This is a genomic window from Colwellia sp. 6M3 (assembly GCF_014077595.1).
Taxonomy (GTDB): domain Bacteria; phylum Pseudomonadota; class Gammaproteobacteria; order Enterobacterales; family Alteromonadaceae; genus Cognaticolwellia.
The window spans coordinates 1-18,783 of record NZ_JACGWF010000013.1; the positions used below are offsets into that span (position 1 = coordinate 1).

The 18,783-nt window shown below is 38.2% G+C and carries 16 protein-coding genes; 12 read left to right on the forward strand and 4 right to left on the reverse strand.

Annotation, left to right across the window (positions count from 1 at the left end):
- The first annotated feature begins 17 nt into the window (after window positions 1-17).
- From H4J50_RS04625 to H4J50_RS04675, 11 genes are all read left to right on the forward strand, one after another.
- Entirely contained in the window at window positions 18-536 is a 519-nt protein-coding gene (locus H4J50_RS04625) for an OmpH family outer membrane protein (protein ID WP_108455690.1), read from the forward strand.
- 187 nt (window positions 537-723) lie between these two features.
- Entirely contained in the window at window positions 724-1,746 is a 1,023-nt protein-coding gene (gene lpxD, locus H4J50_RS04630) for a UDP-3-O-(3-hydroxymyristoyl)glucosamine N-acyltransferase (RefSeq protein WP_182254738.1), read from the forward strand.
- 22 nt (window positions 1,747-1,768) lie between these two features.
- On the forward strand, window positions 1,769-2,221 hold the full coding sequence (fabZ, locus tag H4J50_RS04635; RefSeq protein ID WP_108455692.1) for a 3-hydroxyacyl-ACP dehydratase FabZ: 453 nt from the start codon (window positions 1,769-1,771) through the stop codon (window positions 2,219-2,221).
- Between the two features lies 1 nt (window position 2,222).
- Complete coding sequence (gene lpxA / locus H4J50_RS04640) at window positions 2,223-3,011, forward strand: acyl-ACP--UDP-N-acetylglucosamine O-acyltransferase (RefSeq protein ID WP_162533738.1); 789 nt, start codon at window positions 2,223-2,225, stop codon at window positions 3,009-3,011.
- A 9-nt stretch (window positions 3,012-3,020) separates the two neighbouring features.
- On the forward strand, window positions 3,021-4,208 hold the full coding sequence (gene lpxB / locus H4J50_RS04645; protein WP_182254739.1) for a lipid-A-disaccharide synthase: 1,188 nt from the start codon (window positions 3,021-3,023) through the stop codon (window positions 4,206-4,208).
- Between the two features lie 18 nt (window positions 4,209-4,226).
- Entirely contained in the window at window positions 4,227-4,877 is a 651-nt protein-coding gene (gene rnhB, locus H4J50_RS04650; RefSeq protein WP_182254740.1) for a ribonuclease HII, read from the forward strand.
- Between the two features lie 110 nt (window positions 4,878-4,987).
- Window positions 4,988-8,440 (forward strand): DNA polymerase III subunit alpha, encoded by a 3,453-nt coding sequence (gene dnaE, locus H4J50_RS04655; protein ID WP_404842741.1) that lies wholly within the window; start codon window positions 4,988-4,990, stop codon window positions 8,438-8,440.
- Window positions 8,441-8,492: 52 nt separating this feature from the next.
- The gene (accA, locus tag H4J50_RS04660) at window positions 8,493-9,449 is read left to right on the forward strand and encodes an acetyl-CoA carboxylase carboxyl transferase subunit alpha (protein ID WP_108455696.1); all 957 of its coding nucleotides are present in this window, start codon (window positions 8,493-8,495) and stop codon (window positions 9,447-9,449) included.
- 89 nt (window positions 9,450-9,538) lie between these two features.
- Entirely contained in the window at window positions 9,539-10,915 is a 1,377-nt protein-coding gene (gene tilS, locus H4J50_RS04665) for a tRNA lysidine(34) synthetase TilS (RefSeq protein WP_182254742.1), read from the forward strand.
- Window positions 10,916-11,022: 107 nt separating this feature from the next.
- On the forward strand, window positions 11,023-12,258 hold the full coding sequence (sstT, locus tag H4J50_RS04670; RefSeq protein ID WP_182254743.1) for a serine/threonine transporter SstT: 1,236 nt from the start codon (window positions 11,023-11,025) through the stop codon (window positions 12,256-12,258).
- A 201-nt stretch (window positions 12,259-12,459) separates the two neighbouring features.
- Window positions 12,460-13,029 (forward strand): alkylphosphonate utilization protein, encoded by a 570-nt coding sequence (locus tag H4J50_RS04675; RefSeq protein WP_108455699.1) that lies wholly within the window; start codon window positions 12,460-12,462, stop codon window positions 13,027-13,029.
- Window positions 13,030-13,250: 221 nt separating this feature from the next.
- Here H4J50_RS04675 and H4J50_RS04680 read toward each other — a convergent pair whose 3' ends face one another.
- Both H4J50_RS04680 and H4J50_RS04685 read right to left on the reverse strand, forming a co-directional pair.
- The gene (locus tag H4J50_RS04680; RefSeq protein ID WP_182254744.1) at window positions 13,251-13,715 is read right to left on the reverse strand and encodes an isoprenylcysteine carboxylmethyltransferase family protein; all 465 of its coding nucleotides are present in this window, start codon (window positions 13,713-13,715) and stop codon (window positions 13,251-13,253) included.
- 174 nt (window positions 13,716-13,889) lie between these two features.
- Window positions 13,890-15,743, reverse strand: coding sequence for a DUF885 family protein (locus H4J50_RS04685; RefSeq protein ID WP_108455701.1), 1,854 nt, complete (start codon window positions 15,741-15,743; stop codon window positions 13,890-13,892).
- 195 nt (window positions 15,744-15,938) lie between these two features.
- Between H4J50_RS04685 and H4J50_RS04690 the strand changes: the two genes are divergently transcribed.
- The gene (locus H4J50_RS04690; RefSeq protein WP_182254746.1) at window positions 15,939-16,427 is read left to right on the forward strand and encodes a GNAT family N-acetyltransferase; all 489 of its coding nucleotides are present in this window, start codon (window positions 15,939-15,941) and stop codon (window positions 16,425-16,427) included.
- 124 nt (window positions 16,428-16,551) lie between these two features.
- On the opposite strand, the gene H4J50_RS04695 is transcribed toward H4J50_RS04690, so the two are convergent.
- Together H4J50_RS04695 and H4J50_RS04700 are read right to left on the reverse strand one after the other, a co-directional pair.
- Entirely contained in the window at window positions 16,552-17,817 is a 1,266-nt protein-coding gene (locus tag H4J50_RS04695; RefSeq protein ID WP_182254748.1) for a M20/M25/M40 family metallo-hydrolase, read from the reverse strand.
- 211 nt (window positions 17,818-18,028) lie between these two features.
- The gene (locus H4J50_RS04700) at window positions 18,029-18,562 is read right to left on the reverse strand and encodes a YaeQ family protein (RefSeq protein WP_182254750.1); all 534 of its coding nucleotides are present in this window, start codon (window positions 18,560-18,562) and stop codon (window positions 18,029-18,031) included.
- Between the last annotated feature and the right edge of the window lie 221 nt (window positions 18,563-18,783).

Here is an 18,783-nt window from a genome sequence, read left to right on the forward strand (position 1 = left end):
TATTTTAGGAGTAAAATTTGAAAAATTTGATTAAATCTATTGCAATCGCTACAGCAGCATCAGGATATATTTTAGCCAGTTCAGCTATGGCTGCAGACCAAAAAATTGGTGTAGTAAACTTCCAAGAAGTTATGGGTAAAATCCCACAAACTGCAGCAGTAATGAAAAGCTTAGAAGAAGAGTTTAAAGATGAAAAAGCTGTGCTTGCCCAACTTGAGCAAGACATCAAATATCTTCAAGAAAAGCGAAAGCGCGATGGCTCTTTAATGAGTGCTAAAGAAATAGAAGAGTTAGAAGGAAAAATTGGCGTACTTTTTCAAGATTACCAAACTAAAGGCAAAGCTTTTCAGCAGAGCACTGGTGCTAGAAAAAATGAAGAAACTAACAAAATCATCGCATTGGTTCGTCAAGCAATTGATAACATTGCAGCCAAAGGCGATTATGATTTAGTACTTGAACAAAGTGCAGTTGTTTACTCTAAGCCAAAAACAGCGATCACAGAAGAAGTTGTTAAGCAAGTTAGCAAACTGAAATAATCCTTTGTTTTCAGGTAAATTGAATATAAATCACCATGATTTATATTTAATGCCTTCTCGACCATTTAATATTCCGAATCAAGTTGATTCGGAATATTGCGTTTAGCCCTATGGTGGTTAGCGCTTGTCTTTAAACCTGTACTTTAAAATTTATACTTTAGAGCACATTTAAAAGAAGTTTATTCTTATGAGTTACATTCTTGCCGATATTGCAGAAAAAATAGGGGCTGTTGTTCAGGGAGATGGACAATGTAAAATATTAAGTATAGCTACCTTAGCCTCAGCCACTTCCGGGCAAATCGCCTTTTTAGCTAATAGTAAATATAGTGAACAATTAGCAACAACTAATGCCAGTGCGGTTATTGTTACCCCAGCAGAAGCAAAAAAGTGTCAATCTAATGCCTTAATAATGGATAACCCTTATATGGGCTATGCTTTAGTGGCACAGTTACTTGATACAACACCTAAACCAGCAAACTGTATTCACCCTAGTGCTGTTATTGATGATAGCGCTATTATCGGTGATAACGTGACGATTGGTGCTAATGCCGTTATTGAAGCCGGTGTTAGCCTTTGTGAGGGTGTTAGTATAGGTGCTGGTAGCTTTATCGGTATTGGTGCAACAATTGGTGCTAATTCTACTATTTGGTCTAACGTTAGTATTTATCATGGTGTGGTTATTGGTAAACAATGCGCAGTGCATGCAAATACAGTGATTGGTTCAGACGGTTTTGGTTATGCAAATAATAAAGGTATTTGGGTTAAAATACCGCAATTAGGCACAGTGGTCATTGGTGATAATGTAGAGATTGGTGCGAGTACCACAATAGATCGCGGCGCTTTAGGTAACACTATTATCAAAGATGGTGTTATTTTAGATAATCAAATACAGATTGCTCATAATGTTGTGATCGGTGAGAATACCGCTATGGCGGCTTGTAGTGTTATAGCAGGCAGCACTGAAATAGGTAAAAATTGTGTTATTGCTGGCCTTGTCGGTATCAATGGTCATATTAATATTGCTGACGGTTGTGTATTTACTGGCATGACAATGGTCACAAAGTCATTAAATGCGCCAGGTGTTTATTCATCGGGTATGCCATGCCAGCCAAATAAAGAGTGGCATAAAAATAACGCTAGAATACGTAAGCTAGAGTCTTTAACTAAGCGGTTAAGTATTTTAGAAAAATCTAGCAAGTTGACGTCATAGTTAAGCAAAAGAGGAAGTCATTTTGGAATCGCAAAATAATATTATCGATGTTGAAGAGATCAAAACACTCATTCCACACCGTTACCCGTTTTTATTAGTTGACCGTGTGCTTGACTACACCCCCGGTAAGTCAATTCATGCGATAAAAAACGTTACAGTTAATGAACCCGCATTTATGGGACACTTTCCTAGTTATTCAATTTTCCCTGGTGTTTTGATCCTTGAAGCTTTAGCTCAAGCAAGTGGAATACTTGGCTTTAAATCTGTTAAAGATAAAAGTGAAGGTGAGTTATTTCTGTTTGCGTCAATTGATAAAGCAAAATTTAAAAAACCAGTTCACCCTGGTGACACCATGCATTTGCATCTAGAGTTTATAAAAGAGCGTCGTGGTATGTGGAAGTTTTATGCTGAAGCTAGAGTTGACGGCAAGGTAGTCTGTTCAGCAGACTTAATGTGCGCAAGAAGAGCATTGTAATATGGTGAATTCAACGTCATTGATCCATCCACAAGCCATTATTGAAGATGGCGCGATTATCGGTAAAAATGTAAAGATTGGCCCATGGACGCATATAGCTGGGAATGTGGTCATTGGAGACGATTGTCATATAAGCTCACATGTTGTAATTAACGGTCCAACAACTATCGGTAAAGGTAATCGCATATTTCAGTTCGCTTCAATAGGCGAAGACTGTCAAGATTTAAAATATGCGGGTGAATTAACCGAACTAGTGATCGGCGATAACAATACTTTTCGTGAAAACTGCACCGTGCACCGTGGCACGGTTCAAGATAAAAGTTTAACTAAAATTGGTAGCAATAATTTATTTATGGCTTACACCCATATCGCTCATGATTGCATGGTGGGGAGTAACTGTATTTTAGCTAATGGTGCCTCACTAGCCGGTCATGTTCATGTTGGCGATCATGCCATTATTGGCGGTATGGCTGGCGTACATCAATTTTGTCATATTGGGCCACATTGTTTTGTTGCAGCCAATTCACTTATTCTTAAAGATGTACCTCCTTACATTATGGCGTCTGGCCAACCTGCAAAACCTTTTGGTTTAAATAGCGAAGGCTTAAAACGTCGAGGTTTTGATGCCGATGTTATATTGCAAATTAAACGTGCCTATAAAGCGATTTACCGTCAAGGTTTAACTGTTGATGAAGCGATAGCGAAAATTAACGATACTGCACATGGCTTGATTGAATTAGATGTATTCACTGATTTTATTAAAAACTCTAGTCGCGGCATTGTCCGATAGTTTATGGTGATGTCAGTAAACTCAGAAGATACTTTGCCCGTGAATAAATCACTAGAGCCCGTGTTAACATTTGCTATGGTTGTTGGAGAGCATTCTGGTGACACCTTAGGTGCAGGATTAATGCAACAACTGCAGCTAAGCTACCCAAACGCCAAGTTTATCGGTATTGGTGGCCCTAAAATGTTAGCGCTAGGCTTTGAAAGCCTGTTTGATATGGAAGAGCTATCAGTCATGGGTGTGTTTGAAGTGCTTGGTAGATTGCGCCGATTACTCCATATTCGAAAATCATTGTATGAATATTTTGTCGCGAACAAACCCAATGTTTTTATTGGTATAGATGCTCCTGACTTTAATATTGCCCTTGAAGCAAAGCTTAAAGTACAGGCGATTAAGACAGTTCATTATGTTAGCCCTTCAGTTTGGGCTTGGCGAGAAAAGCGCGTATTCAAAATTGCTAAAGCGACTAACATGGTTTTGTCGTTATTGCCTTTTGAAAAAGCGTTTTATGATAAACACCAAATACCTTGCACCTTTGTAGGTCACTCACTTGCTGACGACATTCCTTTAGTTTCTGATAAACATAGTGCCAGAGAAGCTTTGGGCATAGAAGATAATGCCAAAGTTCTAGCGCTAATGCCGGGAAGCCGAGGTGGCGAACTGTCACGATTAGTTGAGCCATTTTTACATACTGCACAAAAGCTACTCAGCAATAATCCTGAAAAAGCCGCGGAGTTGATATTCGTGGTACCCATGGTAAGTGAAAAAAGAGCTCTGCAATTTCACCAATTACATCAACAAATAGCGCCAGAGCTTTCGGTACAAGTTATCGTCGGTAAAACTCAGCAAGTAATGGCTGCTAGCGATTGTTTATTAACTGCGTCGGGTACAGTAACCCTTGAAGCGGCCTTAATAAAACGTCCTATGGTGATTTGTTATAAGTTTAATCCGCTGACTTATTACATGTTCAAAGGCTTTGTAAAGTTGAAGTGGTTTTCATTACCGAATTTATTGGCTAATAAGGGCTTAGTGCCTGAACTTCTACAAACTAATGTTACGGTTGAAAATATATTACCATTAGTTGAAGAGCGACTGTTTGAAGATCAGTCAGCTTTGAATCAAGCTTTTACTGAAATTCATTTAGCACTTAAGCAAAATGCCAGTGAACAAGCTGCCAAAGCCGTAATCAACTTATTATAATTGTTAAGCAGAATTTTTATGCCTGTAGTTAAGAAAGTTTTTCCACCATTTGAATATCCCATTGCTTATTGTATTGCCGGTGTTGATGAAGTTGGGCGAGGGCCTTTAGTCGGTGATGTAGTGACTGCTGCGGTTATATTAGATCCGGATAATCCTATTGAAGGATTAATGGATTCAAAAAAACTGTCTGAAAAGAAAAGACAGCAACTGTCATTAGAAATTAAACAACGCGCTATTGCTTGGTCAATAGGGCGAGCTTCCCCAGAAGAAATAGATACGCTTAATATTCTTCATGCCACTATGTTGGCAATGCAACGCGCTGTTCAAGATTTAAATGTTACACCTGACTTCGTGCTAGTTGATGGTAATCGTTGCCCCACTTTTGCTCATCAAAATGGTCATATTGCCAGCCAAAGTGTTGTTAAAGGTGATGCACGCGTATCTGAAATAAGTGCTGCGTCGATTATAGCTAAAGTGGCAAGAGATGATGAGATGGTGGCCCTAGATAAGCTTTATCCTTATTATGGCTTTGCACAGCACAAAGGGTACCCTACAAAAGTTCATTTAGAGAAAATAATTGAGCATGGTGTGCTTGATTGCTACCGAAAAAGTTTTAAACCTGTCGCCAATGTACTCGCTAATGCAGCAACGCATAATAAAAATAATTAGAGCACTAGATGTCTGAAACCGAGTTAACAACAATTACCACAACTGATCCAGCGCCTAAAAACGGTAATAATCCAGCGTTTATTCACTTGCGAATACACAGTGATTATTCTATGTCAGATGGCTTGAAAAAAGTGAAGCCAATTGTCGCCCGAGCTGCAGAGCTCAATATGCCTGCCATCGCACTCACCGATCAAACAAATTTATGTGGGCTGGTTAAGTATTATCACGCGGCACATGGTGCAGGTTTAAAGCCTATTATTGGTTGTGATTTTTGGGTTCAAAGTGAGGCTTTAGAAGGTGAATTGTCGCGTTTAGTCGTATTAACCACCAATAATATTGGTTATAAAAATTTAACTGAATTAATTTCTAAAGCTTATTTACGTGGACATGTTCAGGGTAAAGCTGTCATTGATAGAGACTGGCTTATTGACCATGCCGAAGGCTTGATTTTACTTTCTGGTGGCCGCGAAGGCGACGTGGGTAAAGCGTTGCTTAAAGGTAACCAAGAGTTTGTTGAAGATATGGTGGCATTTTATCAGCAATATTTTCCAAACTGCTTTTACCTTGAGTTAATTCGAACGGGTCGAAATGACGAAGAAAACTATATTCACCTTGCCGTAGCGCTTGCTGCGAGTCATGACTTGCCTGTTGTTGCCACTAACGAAGTTATGTTCTTAAGCCCTGTAGACTTTGATGCGCACGAAATTCGTGTCGCCATTCATGATGGCTTTACTTTAGATGATAAACGTCGCCCAAAAAAATATTCTAAAGAGCAATACTTGCGAACCGAAGAGGAAATGGTCGCACTTTTTGCTGATATTCCTGAAGCACTTGCGAATTCGGTAGAAATCGCAAAACGTTGTAATGTTACTGTGCGTTTAGGCGAATATGTACTACCTGATTTTCCTACCGAAGGCTTATCGATAGAAGATTACTTAGTTAAAGTATCAGAAGAAGGTTTACAGGAAAGGTTAGAGTTTTTATTTGATAAAGACGCGCCTGACTTTGCTGAAAAACGTAAACCTTACGATGAACGTTTAGCGATTGAATTAAAAGTTGTCAATGGTATGGGCTTCCCCGGTTATTTCTTGATCGTGATGGAGTTTATTCAGTGGAGTAAAGACAATAATATTCCTGTTGGTCCTGGCCGTGGTTCAGGGGCAGGTTCATTGGTGGCTTACGCTCAAAAAATTACCGATCTCGACCCCTTGGAATACGATCTACTTTTTGAACGATTCTTGAACCCTGAACGTGTCTCGATGCCCGATTTCGATATCGATTTTTGTATGGACAGGCGTGACGAAGTTATTGATCACGTTGCAGAGTTATACGGCCGAGATGCGGTATCACAAATCATTACCTTCGGTACAATGGCAGCGAAAGCGGTTATTCGAGATGTAGGTCGCGTGCTTGGTCACCCGTACGGTTTTGTTGATCGCATTTCTAAACTTATTCCGCCAACACCGGGTATGACCTTAGCTAAAGCATTTGAAGAAGAGCCAAAGCTGCCTGAAATTTACGCCCAAGACAGTGACGTAAAAGATTTGATTGATATGTGCCGTATTTTAGAAGGCACAACACGAAATGCGGGTAAACATGCTGGTGGTGTTGTTATTTCTCCAACAACAATCACCGATTTTGCTCCGCTTTATTGTGATGAAGAAGGTAAAAATCCGGTAACGCAGTTTGATAAAAATGATGTAGAGGATGCCGGATTAGTAAAATTTGATTTTCTCGGTTTACGTACCTTAACCATTTTACAGTGGGCCATAGAAATGGCTGATGCAAAACTGCTAAAAGAGGGTAAAGAACGAATCGATTTACCTGCGATTGATTTGGAAGATAAAGCCAGTTTTAAAGTGCTATTAAAATCAGAAACAACTGCGGTTTTCCAGCTTGAATCTAGCGGCATGAAATCACTAATAGCAAAACTAAAACCCGATTGCTTTGAAGATATTATCGCTTTGGTAGCGCTGTTCAGACCTGGCCCTTTACAGTCAGGCATGGTTGATAACTTTATTGAACGTAAACATGGTCGTGAGGCTATCAGTTACCCGGATGAAACTTGGCAACATCTCGATTTAAAACCAATTCTTGAACCTACTTACGGTATTATTCTTTATCAAGAGCAGGTAATGCAAATAGCGCAGGTGTTAGCCGGTTACTCGCTTGGTGGTGCCGATATGTTACGTCGTGCCATGGGTAAGAAAAAGCCTGAAGAAATGGCTAAGCAACGTGCAGGTTTTGAAGCTGGCGCTGTTGGTCGTGGTGTTGATGGCGAGCTGGCGATGAAAATTTTTGACTTGGTTGAAAAATTTGCTGGTTATGGTTTTAACAAATCGCATTCTGCCGCTTATGCTTTAGTGTCGTATCAAACTTTGTGGATGAAAACCCACTTTCCTGCGCCATTTATGGCGGCGGTTATGTCTGCTGATATGGATAATACAGATAAAATTGTGACGTTAGTTGATGAGTGCAGCAACATGGGGCTTGATTTATTGCCGCCTGATGTTAACCGAGGGCAATATAAGTTCACTGTTAATGATGACGATCAAATTATTTATGGTATCGGCGCTGTAAAGGGCGTTGGTGAAGGTCCGATTGAAGCTATCATTGCCGCGCGTGAAAGCGATGGTGAGTTTATTGATTTATTTGATTTTTGCGCTCGAGTTGATTTGAAAAAGATCAATAAGCGTGTGTTAGAGAAGTTAATTAAATCTGGTGCAATGGATGCCCTTGGTCCCAATGCTAAAGACGGTCCTCATCGTGCGGCTCTATTTGTGTCATTACCTGAAGCATTAAAAGCAGCAGAGCAACATGCAAAAGCTCAAGCCATTGGACAGAATGATTTATTTGGTTTAATAAATGAAGAACCAGAAGATAACAGACAAACATATAAAGAAGTGCCAAAGTGGCCTGAACAACAGTGGTTAGATGGCGAAAAAGAAACTTTAGGTTTATATTTAACGGGTCACCCAATCAACCGTTACTTAAGTGAAATCAAACGCTATTCAACGGGACGTCTAGTCAGCTTGCAGCCAACCAATAAAGATAAGACAACGGTTGCCGTAGGCTTAGTGCTAGGTGTGCGGGTATTAGTCAATAAACGTGGTCGTCGATGGGCTTTGGTCACATTAGATGATAAAAGTGCCCGAATGGACATCCGCTTATTTCCAGATGACTACGATAGGTTTGCAGAATTGCTTATTTCTGACGCTATTTTGGTCTGTAGCGGACAGGTCAGCTTTGATGATTACTCCGGTGGTATTACAATGACCGCTCGAGACATAATGACTATTGCTGATGCACGGGAAAATTATGTATCGTCGTTAGATTTACAAGTCGATAAAAATCAGCTTTCAGGCCAATTTATCGAACAGTTTACAAAGGTGCTAACACCCTATAAAGATGGTATTTGCCCAATTCGCGTTTTTTATCAAAGAGATGAAGCGCAAGGTATGCTAGAGTTAGGGGTACAGTGGCGCGTATCGCCAAGCGACATGCTATTATACGATTTGAAAACCCTTTTGGGTGATGAGCAAGTCGAGTTAAAATTTAAATAAGTAGTGTTTTTTACTAACGGTACTCAAAGACAACATAGGTAAGAAAAATCATATGTCATTAAATTTTTTAGATTTTGAGCTTCCAATTGCGGAACTTGAAGCAAAAATTGAAGAATTACAATTGGTCAACAATGGTCAAGATCTTGATCTTGATTTAGAGGATCAAATTTCTCAATTACGTGAGAAAAATAACGAGTTAACAAAGAAAATTTTCTCTAATTTGGATCCTTGGCAAACGGCGCGCGTTGCACGTCATCCTCAACGTCCATATACCTTAGATTATTTACCTCGTATTTTTACGGAGTTCGATGAATTGGCAGGCGATAGAGCTTATGCTGATGATAAAGCTATTGTTGGTGGAACCGCGCGTTTAGATGGTCGTCCAGTTATGATTATTGGCCACCAAAAAGGTCGCTCAACTAACGAAAAAGTTAAACGTAACTTTGGTATGCCACGTCCTGAAGGCTACCGTAAAGCTTTACGTTTAATGAGAATGGCAGAACGTTTTAAAATGCCAATTATCACATTTATTGACACGCCAGGTGCTTATCCGGGTATTGGCGCAGAAGAGCGTGGTCAAAGTGAAGCTATAGCCATGAATTTAAAAGTGATGTCACGTTTGAACGTGCCAATCATTTGTACGGTTATTGGTGAAGGTGGTTCTGGTGGTGCACTAGCTATTGGTGTTGGTGATAAGGTAAATATGCTTGAGTATTCAACTTATTCAGTAATTTCACCAGAAGGTTGTGCTTCAATTTTGTGGAAAACGGCTGAGAAAGCGCCGACAGCAGCAGAAGCCATGGGTATTACGGCTAAGCGTATTAAAGAATTAGGGCTTATCGACAGTATTGTTGAAGAACCATTAGGTGGGGCTCACCGCGATATGGACCAAATGGCGGCATTCCTTAAGCAAGCATTAAAATCTGACCTAGCAGAACTAGACAAACTGTCTAACGAAGAATTGATTGAAAGTCGTTATGATAAGTTAATGTCATTCGGTTATTGTTAGATTCAAAATAAGCGACCTCTACAGGTCGCTTTTTATTGTCTTTATGATAACTATCGCTACAACACTCTTACCTAATATTGCTTGAACCTGTGAATAAAATTGAATCAGCCTTGGTGCAGTTTTTTAAACATACACCAGAAAAAACTATTATTATTGCCTATAGCGGCGGTGTAGATTCACAAGTGCTATTAGTGGCATTAGCTAAGTTAAAACAACAAGAGTTATTACCTAACCCTTTAGTTGTTTGTCATGTCAATCACGGTTTAAGTTCTCATGCTGATGAGTGGCAAGTATTTGCGCAGCAACAATGTGATAGCTTTTCACTGCCATTATTCACCCATAAACTACATTTAAAAAAACAAGCGCAGCAAAGCCTAGAAGCAATGGCGAGAGATGCGCGCTATAAAGTACTAATACAAACCAGTGCAGAGCCTGCGATTATCGTTACTGGACATCATCTTAATGACCAAGCAGAAACATTTATTCTTGCATTAAAACGTGGTACAGGGGTTAAAGGTTTATCTGCAATGCCGCCAAGTGCTAAATTAGCGCAACATACAGTGGCTCGCCCGTTATTAGCGATTTCGCGATCAGAAATAGTCGATTATGCAAATCAACAGCAGCTTAGTTGGATTGAAGATGAGTCAAATAACGATGAACACTTTGAGCGAAATTTTTTACGTCATCAAATACTGCCTAAATTAAATGCACGTTGGCCAAGTATTAATAAAACAATTGCGCGCAGTGCTGAGCATTGTTTTGAAGCGCAACAATTACTTGACGAATTAGCACAGCAAGATTTAACGCTTTGCCAGCTTTCAGCTTATCAACTTTCGGTGCCATGTTTAACTAAGTTAAGCGATGCACGACTTAAGAATATTTTACGCTATTTTTTATCGAACCATAATGTATTAATGCCTTCGCGCCAGCAGTTAGCACAAATATGCCAACAGCTTAATGCTGATGCTGACAAATCACCGGTTATTCAACTATCGAGTCATTGTGTTAGGCGCTTTAAGGATGAGCTTTATCTAACCACTATTTACCAAGATATTTCGGATTGGCAACATTCACTAAATCTTGACGATTTAGTCGCTAAAGATAAATTAGAACTTCAATTACCCGATAACTTAGGCGTTTTATGTATTTCGGCAAAGTTGGAAAACAGCAACGCTGATGAACATTGGCAAGCAGCTATTAAGCGCCCGAACATTAATCAAGTAGTTACGGTTAGGTTTGCTCACGAAAATCCTAAATGTTTACCGCAATATCGACAACATTCACGAGCCTTAAAGAAAGTTTTGCAAGAGCTTACAATTCCGCCATGGCAAAGAAAAAGACTACCGTTTATTTTTTATGATAATGAATTAATAGCCGTCGTAGGACACTTCGTTTGTAAACCTTTCTTAGTTGATAACAATGACCAAGCATTGTTTATTTCACGTAACAGTGAATCGTCTTTTTAAATTAGCCATACAACGAATATACTAGACAGTCACCGCTATTAAGTGGTAAAAAACTTGCACTACACGCGAGCGTGTTCATAAGTTTAATAACTCAAATAAGAAAAATTATGACAATAGAAAATAACCCAGAAAGCCATTCATTTATTACTAAACTGAAATCTATTAATATCGTAAACCAAATAATTATTGCCATTATTTTGGGTATTGCTTTAGCCCTTGCTTCCCCTGATCTAGCCATGTCATTTTCTATACTGGGGAGTTTATTTGTTAATGCATTAAAAGCGGTTGCCCCTATCTTAGTGTTAGTTTTAGTGGCTTCGTCTATTGCAAACCAAAAACCTAACAGTGAAGCTAATTTAAAGCCTATAGTTGGATTGTATTTAATTGGCACCATTAGTGCTGCGTTAGTCGCAGTCGCGCTAAGCTTTATGTTTCCTGTGCAATTAACTTTAGATATCGTTGGCGCTAGTGCGAACCCACCACAAGGTTTAGGCGAAGTATTAACAACCTTGGCATTTAAAATTGTTGATAACCCTTTTAATGCTGTAATTACCGGTAACTTTATCGGTATTTTAGCTTGGGGTTTAGGTCTAGGCTTTGCCTTGAAAAAGGGAAGTGACTCAACGAAAGTCATGGTGCATGATTTTGCTGAAGCTATTTCTAGTGTCGTAAAGCTCGTTATTCGTTTTGCACCATTAGGTATCATGGGGTTAGTTGCCAATACAGTAGCAACTACAGGCTTTGATACTTTAGGAGAGTTTAGTCATTTAGTACTCGTGCTTTTAGGTTCAATGCTTATAATTGCTTTGATAGTGAACCCGTTAATCGTGTATTTAATTATGCGTAAAAACCCTTACCCGTTAGTACTAACCTGTATAAAAGAATCAGGTATTACGGCATTTTTCACCCGTAGCTCAGCAGCCAATATTCCAGTAAATATGGAGCTATGTGAAAAGCTAGATTTACATGAGGATACTTATTCGGTATCCATTCCATTAGGTGCCACCATCAATATGGCAGGCGCGGCGATTACCATCACGGTATTAACGCTTGCAGCGGCCAATACCTTAAATATTGAAGTTGATTTTGCCACCGCTATTTTATTGAGTGTGGTTGCTGCAATATCAGCGTGTGGCGCTTCTGGTGTTGCTGGCGGTTCATTGCTGCTTATTCCATTAGCTTGTGGGTTATTTGGTATTAATACTGATATTGCGATGCAAGTTGTTGCGATAGGATTTATTATTGGTGTTATTCAAGACTCCGCAGAAACAGCATTAAATAGTTCTACCGATGTGGTTTTCACGGCTGCAGCATCGCACCATATCACTAAAAATTTAGATTAAACCTTATCTTTTAGCTTTGTTACTTTCTAATAATGAAAGTAACAAAGCTAACTTGTCATTTTTAAATCCTTCCCAATACTTATCAAAACTCACTTATGAGTTAAATATTTATAAGTATTAATTTTACCGGGTTAATCATCTGCACTTTTTAAATCGGTAAATTAGGAGCATAATAGCGCAAAAATTTAGGGAGAACCTTTTATGCCAACAGAAAATGCTTTGAAAGCACGCAGCAACAATTGTTGTGAACTATGTACATCACCAAACAACTTATCGGTGTTTCCTGTACCCCCAACAAGCGACTTAAGTGCTCAACAAAGTATTTATTTATGTGATAAATGCTTAGGGCAAGTTGAAGGCAATGCTGAACTCGATATAAACCATATGCGCTGTTTAACCGATGCTATGTGGAATCAAGAGCCTGCCGTACAAGTTATGGCTTACCGTTTGTTGCATAAGTTATCAGCTGAAAGCTGGGCGCAAGATGCGTTAGATATGATATACCTCGAAGATGCGGTTAAAACCTGGGCTGAGCAGGGGATTGCAGCGGCTGAACGAGAAGGCCCTACACGCGATAGTAATGGCGCTGAATTACAAGATGGCGATAATGTTACTTTGATCAAAGATCTAAAGGTTAAAGGGGCAAATTTTACCGCTAAGCAAGGCACTATGGTGCGAGGTATCAGTCTAACTGACAATCCTGAGCATATTGAAGGTAAAGTTAATGGTACGCGTATTGTCTTAGTTGCTAGCTATTTAAAGAAAGCTTAACTTTATCGGTAATATGATAAGTTATATAAGTACTTTCGATTAAGTTCGAAGCTAGAAAATAATTGCTAAATATAAAGCACTCTCAGTTATAACGCTGTGAGTGCTTTTTGGTTAATGGTGTTTATAAAGTTTAAGTTTAAAAGCTAAATTTAAAAGTTAAGTTTCTTAAGACTCATTTCATCAAGGCAATTAATCAAATGGGTATTATCCTCATGATAAAGCTATAACCAACGACGAACTTTGTTTTTATAATCTACGTAATTTTGTCCAAACAGTTTTATCAACATACGTTCTTCAGGCACAATTTGATACTTAGTTATATACCAAAAAAATAGTCCGCAAATAAATAAATTCAATGCATTTTCAAGATAACAAGCATATGCAATTAACGTCAAAAGCATCGCCAAATACATCGGGTTTCTAGAATATTGGTAAATACCACTATCAACAATTTGTGATGATGTTTCTGGTTTACTAGGGTTAACCGTTGTTTGGTGCTGTCGAAAACTATAAATGGCAATAAAAGCAATAATCACTGCTATCGTCAATAATAACGTCACCAAAGAAACTCTGACTAAAGGGCTTATTACTGTGGCGACATTTACTGTGGGTAAGTAGTACTGAATTATGGTCATTAAGATAGCAGCAATAGCCACTTGCAATACCGGGATAATTTTTAACTCCATCTTCATTCCTTTTAGAAGACTTTGCTTACTTATTGTTAAGCAACTTTTATGATCCTCCGCTTATACTCTAATAAAATGTTATTAAAAGTAAAGGCTCATCAAAGTAAAAACGCCAAATACACAGGTATTTGGCGTTTGTTAATCAAAGCGTTTAAAGCTTACGTTCATGTAGTGTTAGCTTTTATCTACAATATAGTCATTAACCATATCTTCAAGTACGTTAAGTGGTACAGCACCATTGGTTAACACAACATCATGGAATTCACGAATATCGAACTTATCGCCTAGCTGTTGTTTTGCTTTTGTGCGTAGCTCAACAATTTTTAACATACCAATTTTATAAGCAGTTGCTTGTGACGGCATAACCACATGACGTTCAACCATTTTTATCGCATCTGACTTAGCATTAGGTGTATTACTGACATAATATTCAATACCTTGAGCTAAATTCCATTTTTTATTGTGAATACCGGTATCAACCACTAATCGACAAGCTCGCCATAATTCCATAGCCAAGCGACCAAAGTCAGAGTAAGGGTCTTGATAGAAGCCAATTTCTTTAGGGATCATTTCTGAATATAAACCCCAACCTTCGCTGTATGCAGTGTAACCGCCAAACTTTCTGAACTTTGGAATACCTTCAAGCTCTTGTTTTAAGGCTATTTGCATATGATGACCAGGAATACCTTCATGATAAGCCAAAGCTTCCATTTGGTATGTTGGCATAGCTTCCATATCGTAAAGGTTTGCGTAGTAAATACCTGGACGTGAGCCATCAGGTGCAGGTTGTTGGTAGAATGCTTTACCCGCAGACTTCTCTCTAAACGCTTCCACTTTTTTAACTTTTAAATCAGCTTTTGGCTTAGTGATAAATAATTGATCCAACTCACCTTTCATGGTGTTAATTAATGCAGTAGCTTCAGTTAAGTAACGCTCACGTCCAGCATCATCTCCGGCATAATAAAATTGTGGATCGTGGCGCATAAATTGAAAAAATTCACTTAAAGTGCCTTTATAATTCACTTTTTTCATGATTACGCGCATTTCATCATGTATACGAGCAACTTCATCTAAGCCTATTTTATGAATTTCATCGGCGGTTAAGTTGGTAGTCGTTGTACGTTTTAAAGCGTTGTTATAAAACTTATCACCGTTTGGAAATTTCCATGCGCCATCAGTGGTGTCGGCTTTTTTCTCTAGCTCAACTAAGTAGCTGACTAATGCTTGATATCCCGCTTTAAATTCAGTGGTTAATGCCGAAGATAACTTAGCTGTTAGTGCTTGTTTTTCTGTATCGGTAATATCTAATTTGTCTATTTTTGAAGTAAAATCTGCATATAGCGTGCTATCAGCGCCATTATCAAAAGGTGCGCCAACCGTTAAGTTTTTAGAATCTCGAATAACATGACCAAAAACAAATTTTGGTGCAATTATGCCTTTATTGGCTCTGATTTCAAGTTGGTCTATTAACTGTTCAAGTAACACTTTTGAGTTTTTTACACGAGCAATATAGTCATAAGCTTGCTTAGTGTCTTTAATGCTATGTTGGTTGATTAACAATGCAGGTATTTGTGAATGAACGCCAAACATTTGATTAACAGGATAGTTATGATGACGCCATGGGTAATCAGCGATTTGTTGTTCTAGCTTTTGCGTTAGGAGTTGAAAACTTAATTTTGTTTGCTTATCAAGGTTGTTTACATTGATGACTTGTATGCGCTGCAATGCTTCTTTTGCGAAAGCTAGCTCTTTGGCACTATTTTCCTCTGAAAGATCTTGCCACTTATCGTAATCAATTTTAATACCAAGGTAAGTTTGTCTAACAGGGTTACGGTTAACACCCTCCATAAAAATAGTGTCAAATAGCTCATTTGCTGCTTTAGAAGCGTTAACTGTACTATTTAGTTTTTCTGTAGGCGACATTGCAAGAGCATTATTGCCTTTAGCTTGTGTTGTAGTTTCATTACTACAAGCAGCAGCTAATAACGCTGTGATAGAGATAACAATAAGTGATTTATTGAAGGTCATGTTAATTTCCTATTTTAATTTATGTGCTATATTGCCGCTATTTTTACTAGGCGATCAAGCTAACCGCGCTCAGTGGCTGATTTTTTGCGGTAACTTCCAGTATGTCTTATTTATTTTAGGTGTTTTATTTAAGGTATTACCTCAATACCTAACTTGCTATAGTAGGTTCATTGATTAATCAATTAATCGTGTGTTATGTCAAATGTAACCCATGCTGTAAATGCAAGTAACGACAACATCAAGCATTCTGCGATTATTAGTTTTCGCCGAGCAATAGCAAGTGATAGAGACTTTCTTTTAAACCTGCGAAAAGCATCGATGGAAAAGCATTTAAATAATGCGGGCATTTATCTTGATGATAATGCGCATTTACAACGTATTGATGAATTTTTTGCTGATTCTCACCTTATCTTATATAAAAAGCGTCCTGTTGGTTTATTAAAGTTAGGTCTGTTTGCTAATAAAATCCACGTACGCCAATTTCAATTACTTCCTACGTTTCAAGGGGTAGGTATTGGCAGCAAAGTATTAGAGGCAATAAAGCGTAAGGCGCAAGAAAAAAGGCTTAACATAACGTTAAATGTGTTAATTAATAATCCCGCGAAACAGTTATATCTTCGACACGACTTCGTCGTGATTTCCAGCAATGAACTCGAATTTCAAATGCATTGGCAATGCCAGTAATTAAAACGTTAATTGTTGATTGATAAATAACATACAAATTCAGCGTTATTATTGGCTAAACGCTGAATTTTTATGTTTGTATCAAACTAAATGAGATAAGTTGTTACGTTTTAAAGGTAAGATTTTAGTAAATTTTACCTTTAGCCCGCACCTCTGCTTTATCAATACGTGTTGGTGTTGCCGTACCGTCAACTAAAGGCTGAGTTCCTGTCGCTAATGTCTCAATTACCTTATGCATCGACGATAAATCTAAGCTGTTAATATCGTCTGTTACTTTGTGATAATGTTGATCTTTATCAAGCTGTGTACTACTAAAACTATGTGCAGCTACGCCTAAACGGGCTAATGTTGCGTTATCTGAGCGATAAAATAAGCCTTGCTCAGGATATGGATCTTGATAGATTTGCGTATTTAGCTCAACGAGGTTTTTATTGAGTAGGGCACCTAAATTTGAGCGATCCATTCCTGTCATCCAAAGGGTACCAGCACCAAACTTTGAAGGTTTACCGATCATTTCAATATTAATCATAGCAACGACATTGTCGGGGTTAAGTTGCTGTGAAAAATACTTTGAGCCAAAACCACCAATTTCTTCTGCTGTAAATGCGCTAAACATTAATGTGCGCTTGTTATCACCTTTTTGTGCGAAATATTGCGCTAAATTTAATACCGCAGTGGTGCCTGAAGCGTCATCATCAGCACCATTATAAATTTGTTTGCCATCTTCTGTTACGCCCAAATGATCATAGTGCGCTGAGTACAAAACGATTTCTTCTTGGCTTTGTATACCCGGTAACACTCCAACAACATTAGTTAATGTTTGCTGGGTAATTTTAGCACTGGCATTTACGCTATAATTTTTAATTTCGCTTTCGTCACTTAATACCAACACAAGTGCGCCTTGATGATCAAGTGAGAGTTTAGTTAAACCACGGTTAAAATAGCCTTGATAAGCTTTAAATGTTTTAGCGTGTGTATTATTGATTACAACGAGATGTTGCCCACCTTGTAGGTTTAACTCACTTAAGGTTTTTCGCATATCATCATCTTTACCCACAAGATGTACTTGAGCACTTTTACTCTGCCAATTAAGCTGTTCAATCGTGGTGGCTAAGGCCGTATTTTCAAGGCTAACCTCTTGACCATTAAGCGTAATGGTATGTAGTTGAGGTTGGATTTTATTTACGGTAAACGTTTGAAAAAAACTTTTGTTATTTAGCGGCTTAAGTCCAATTTCAGTAAATCTTTCTGCAATATAGTTTGCCGCTTTGTCGATTTCTGGACTAAAACTTGCTCTACCCTTTAAATCGTCAGACGCTAAATAGGTAATGTCTTTTATGACTTGTTCAGACGGTATTATTTCTCCAACACTATAAAATGAGCTAGTCATGAAGAGCGTTGCAATGATCGATTTTTTAGTTAAATGGAGGTTTTTTTTAGCGTACGAGTTTAATGTAGTCATCATAGTTTTATTTGAATTGTTATGCAGTATTACGCAGCATGAAAATATTAATGCTTACTATTGAACATCTAAAAACATAAATCAATAGTCAGCAGTTAGCTGATATTGCTTATAAAATTGAAAATAAACTTAAGTAAGCTTACTTAAGTTTATGAAGCTCAATCAATAATGACTGTTCACCGCTGGTTAGCCAAACTTGTCCATCTTGAATGCTGACTTGTAATTCCATCGAACGGTCAGCGAGCAATGCTAAAGCTTGGGTAGTTTCCTCACTAAAGCTTTCTATTGAAAGTTTGTCGAATTGATTTAACTTGCTTTTAGATTGTTGCCACCAAGTATCTACACTGCTGCCAAAGCAATATAACTTAACTTCTTGCGCACGGTTACAGGCTTTTTTAAGACGTTTTTCATCAAGTTGACCTAGCTCAATCCATAGCTCAATTACTTCGCTGTAATTAATGCGCCAAATGGCAGCTTCATCTTCATCGCTAACACCTTTACCAAATTGCAGGTTTTCACTGGCATTTAATACATAAGCAATCAGGCGGATCATCATACGACGATCATTTTCAGAAGGGTGCTGGGCAATGGTTAATTGAATAGTGTCATAATAGTTACGATCCATATCCGATAAATGAATAGTCGCTTTATTGATGGTTGATTTTAAGGCCATGAAATTTGAATAATATTTTAAATAATTAATTCAGTATATTAACGCGTATTAAGCGCTCGTGATAGCAACTTATTAGAAATTGAACACAGAGTAATTTTTGGCGAGGACTCTTTGACTTTTATTTTTGCGTTTATCGTATTGTGAAGACAGTATTAATCAATAAATTGGCGATGAAAAATTATCTTATCGTTTACATTATTAGGGTTAATTGAAAGAGAAAA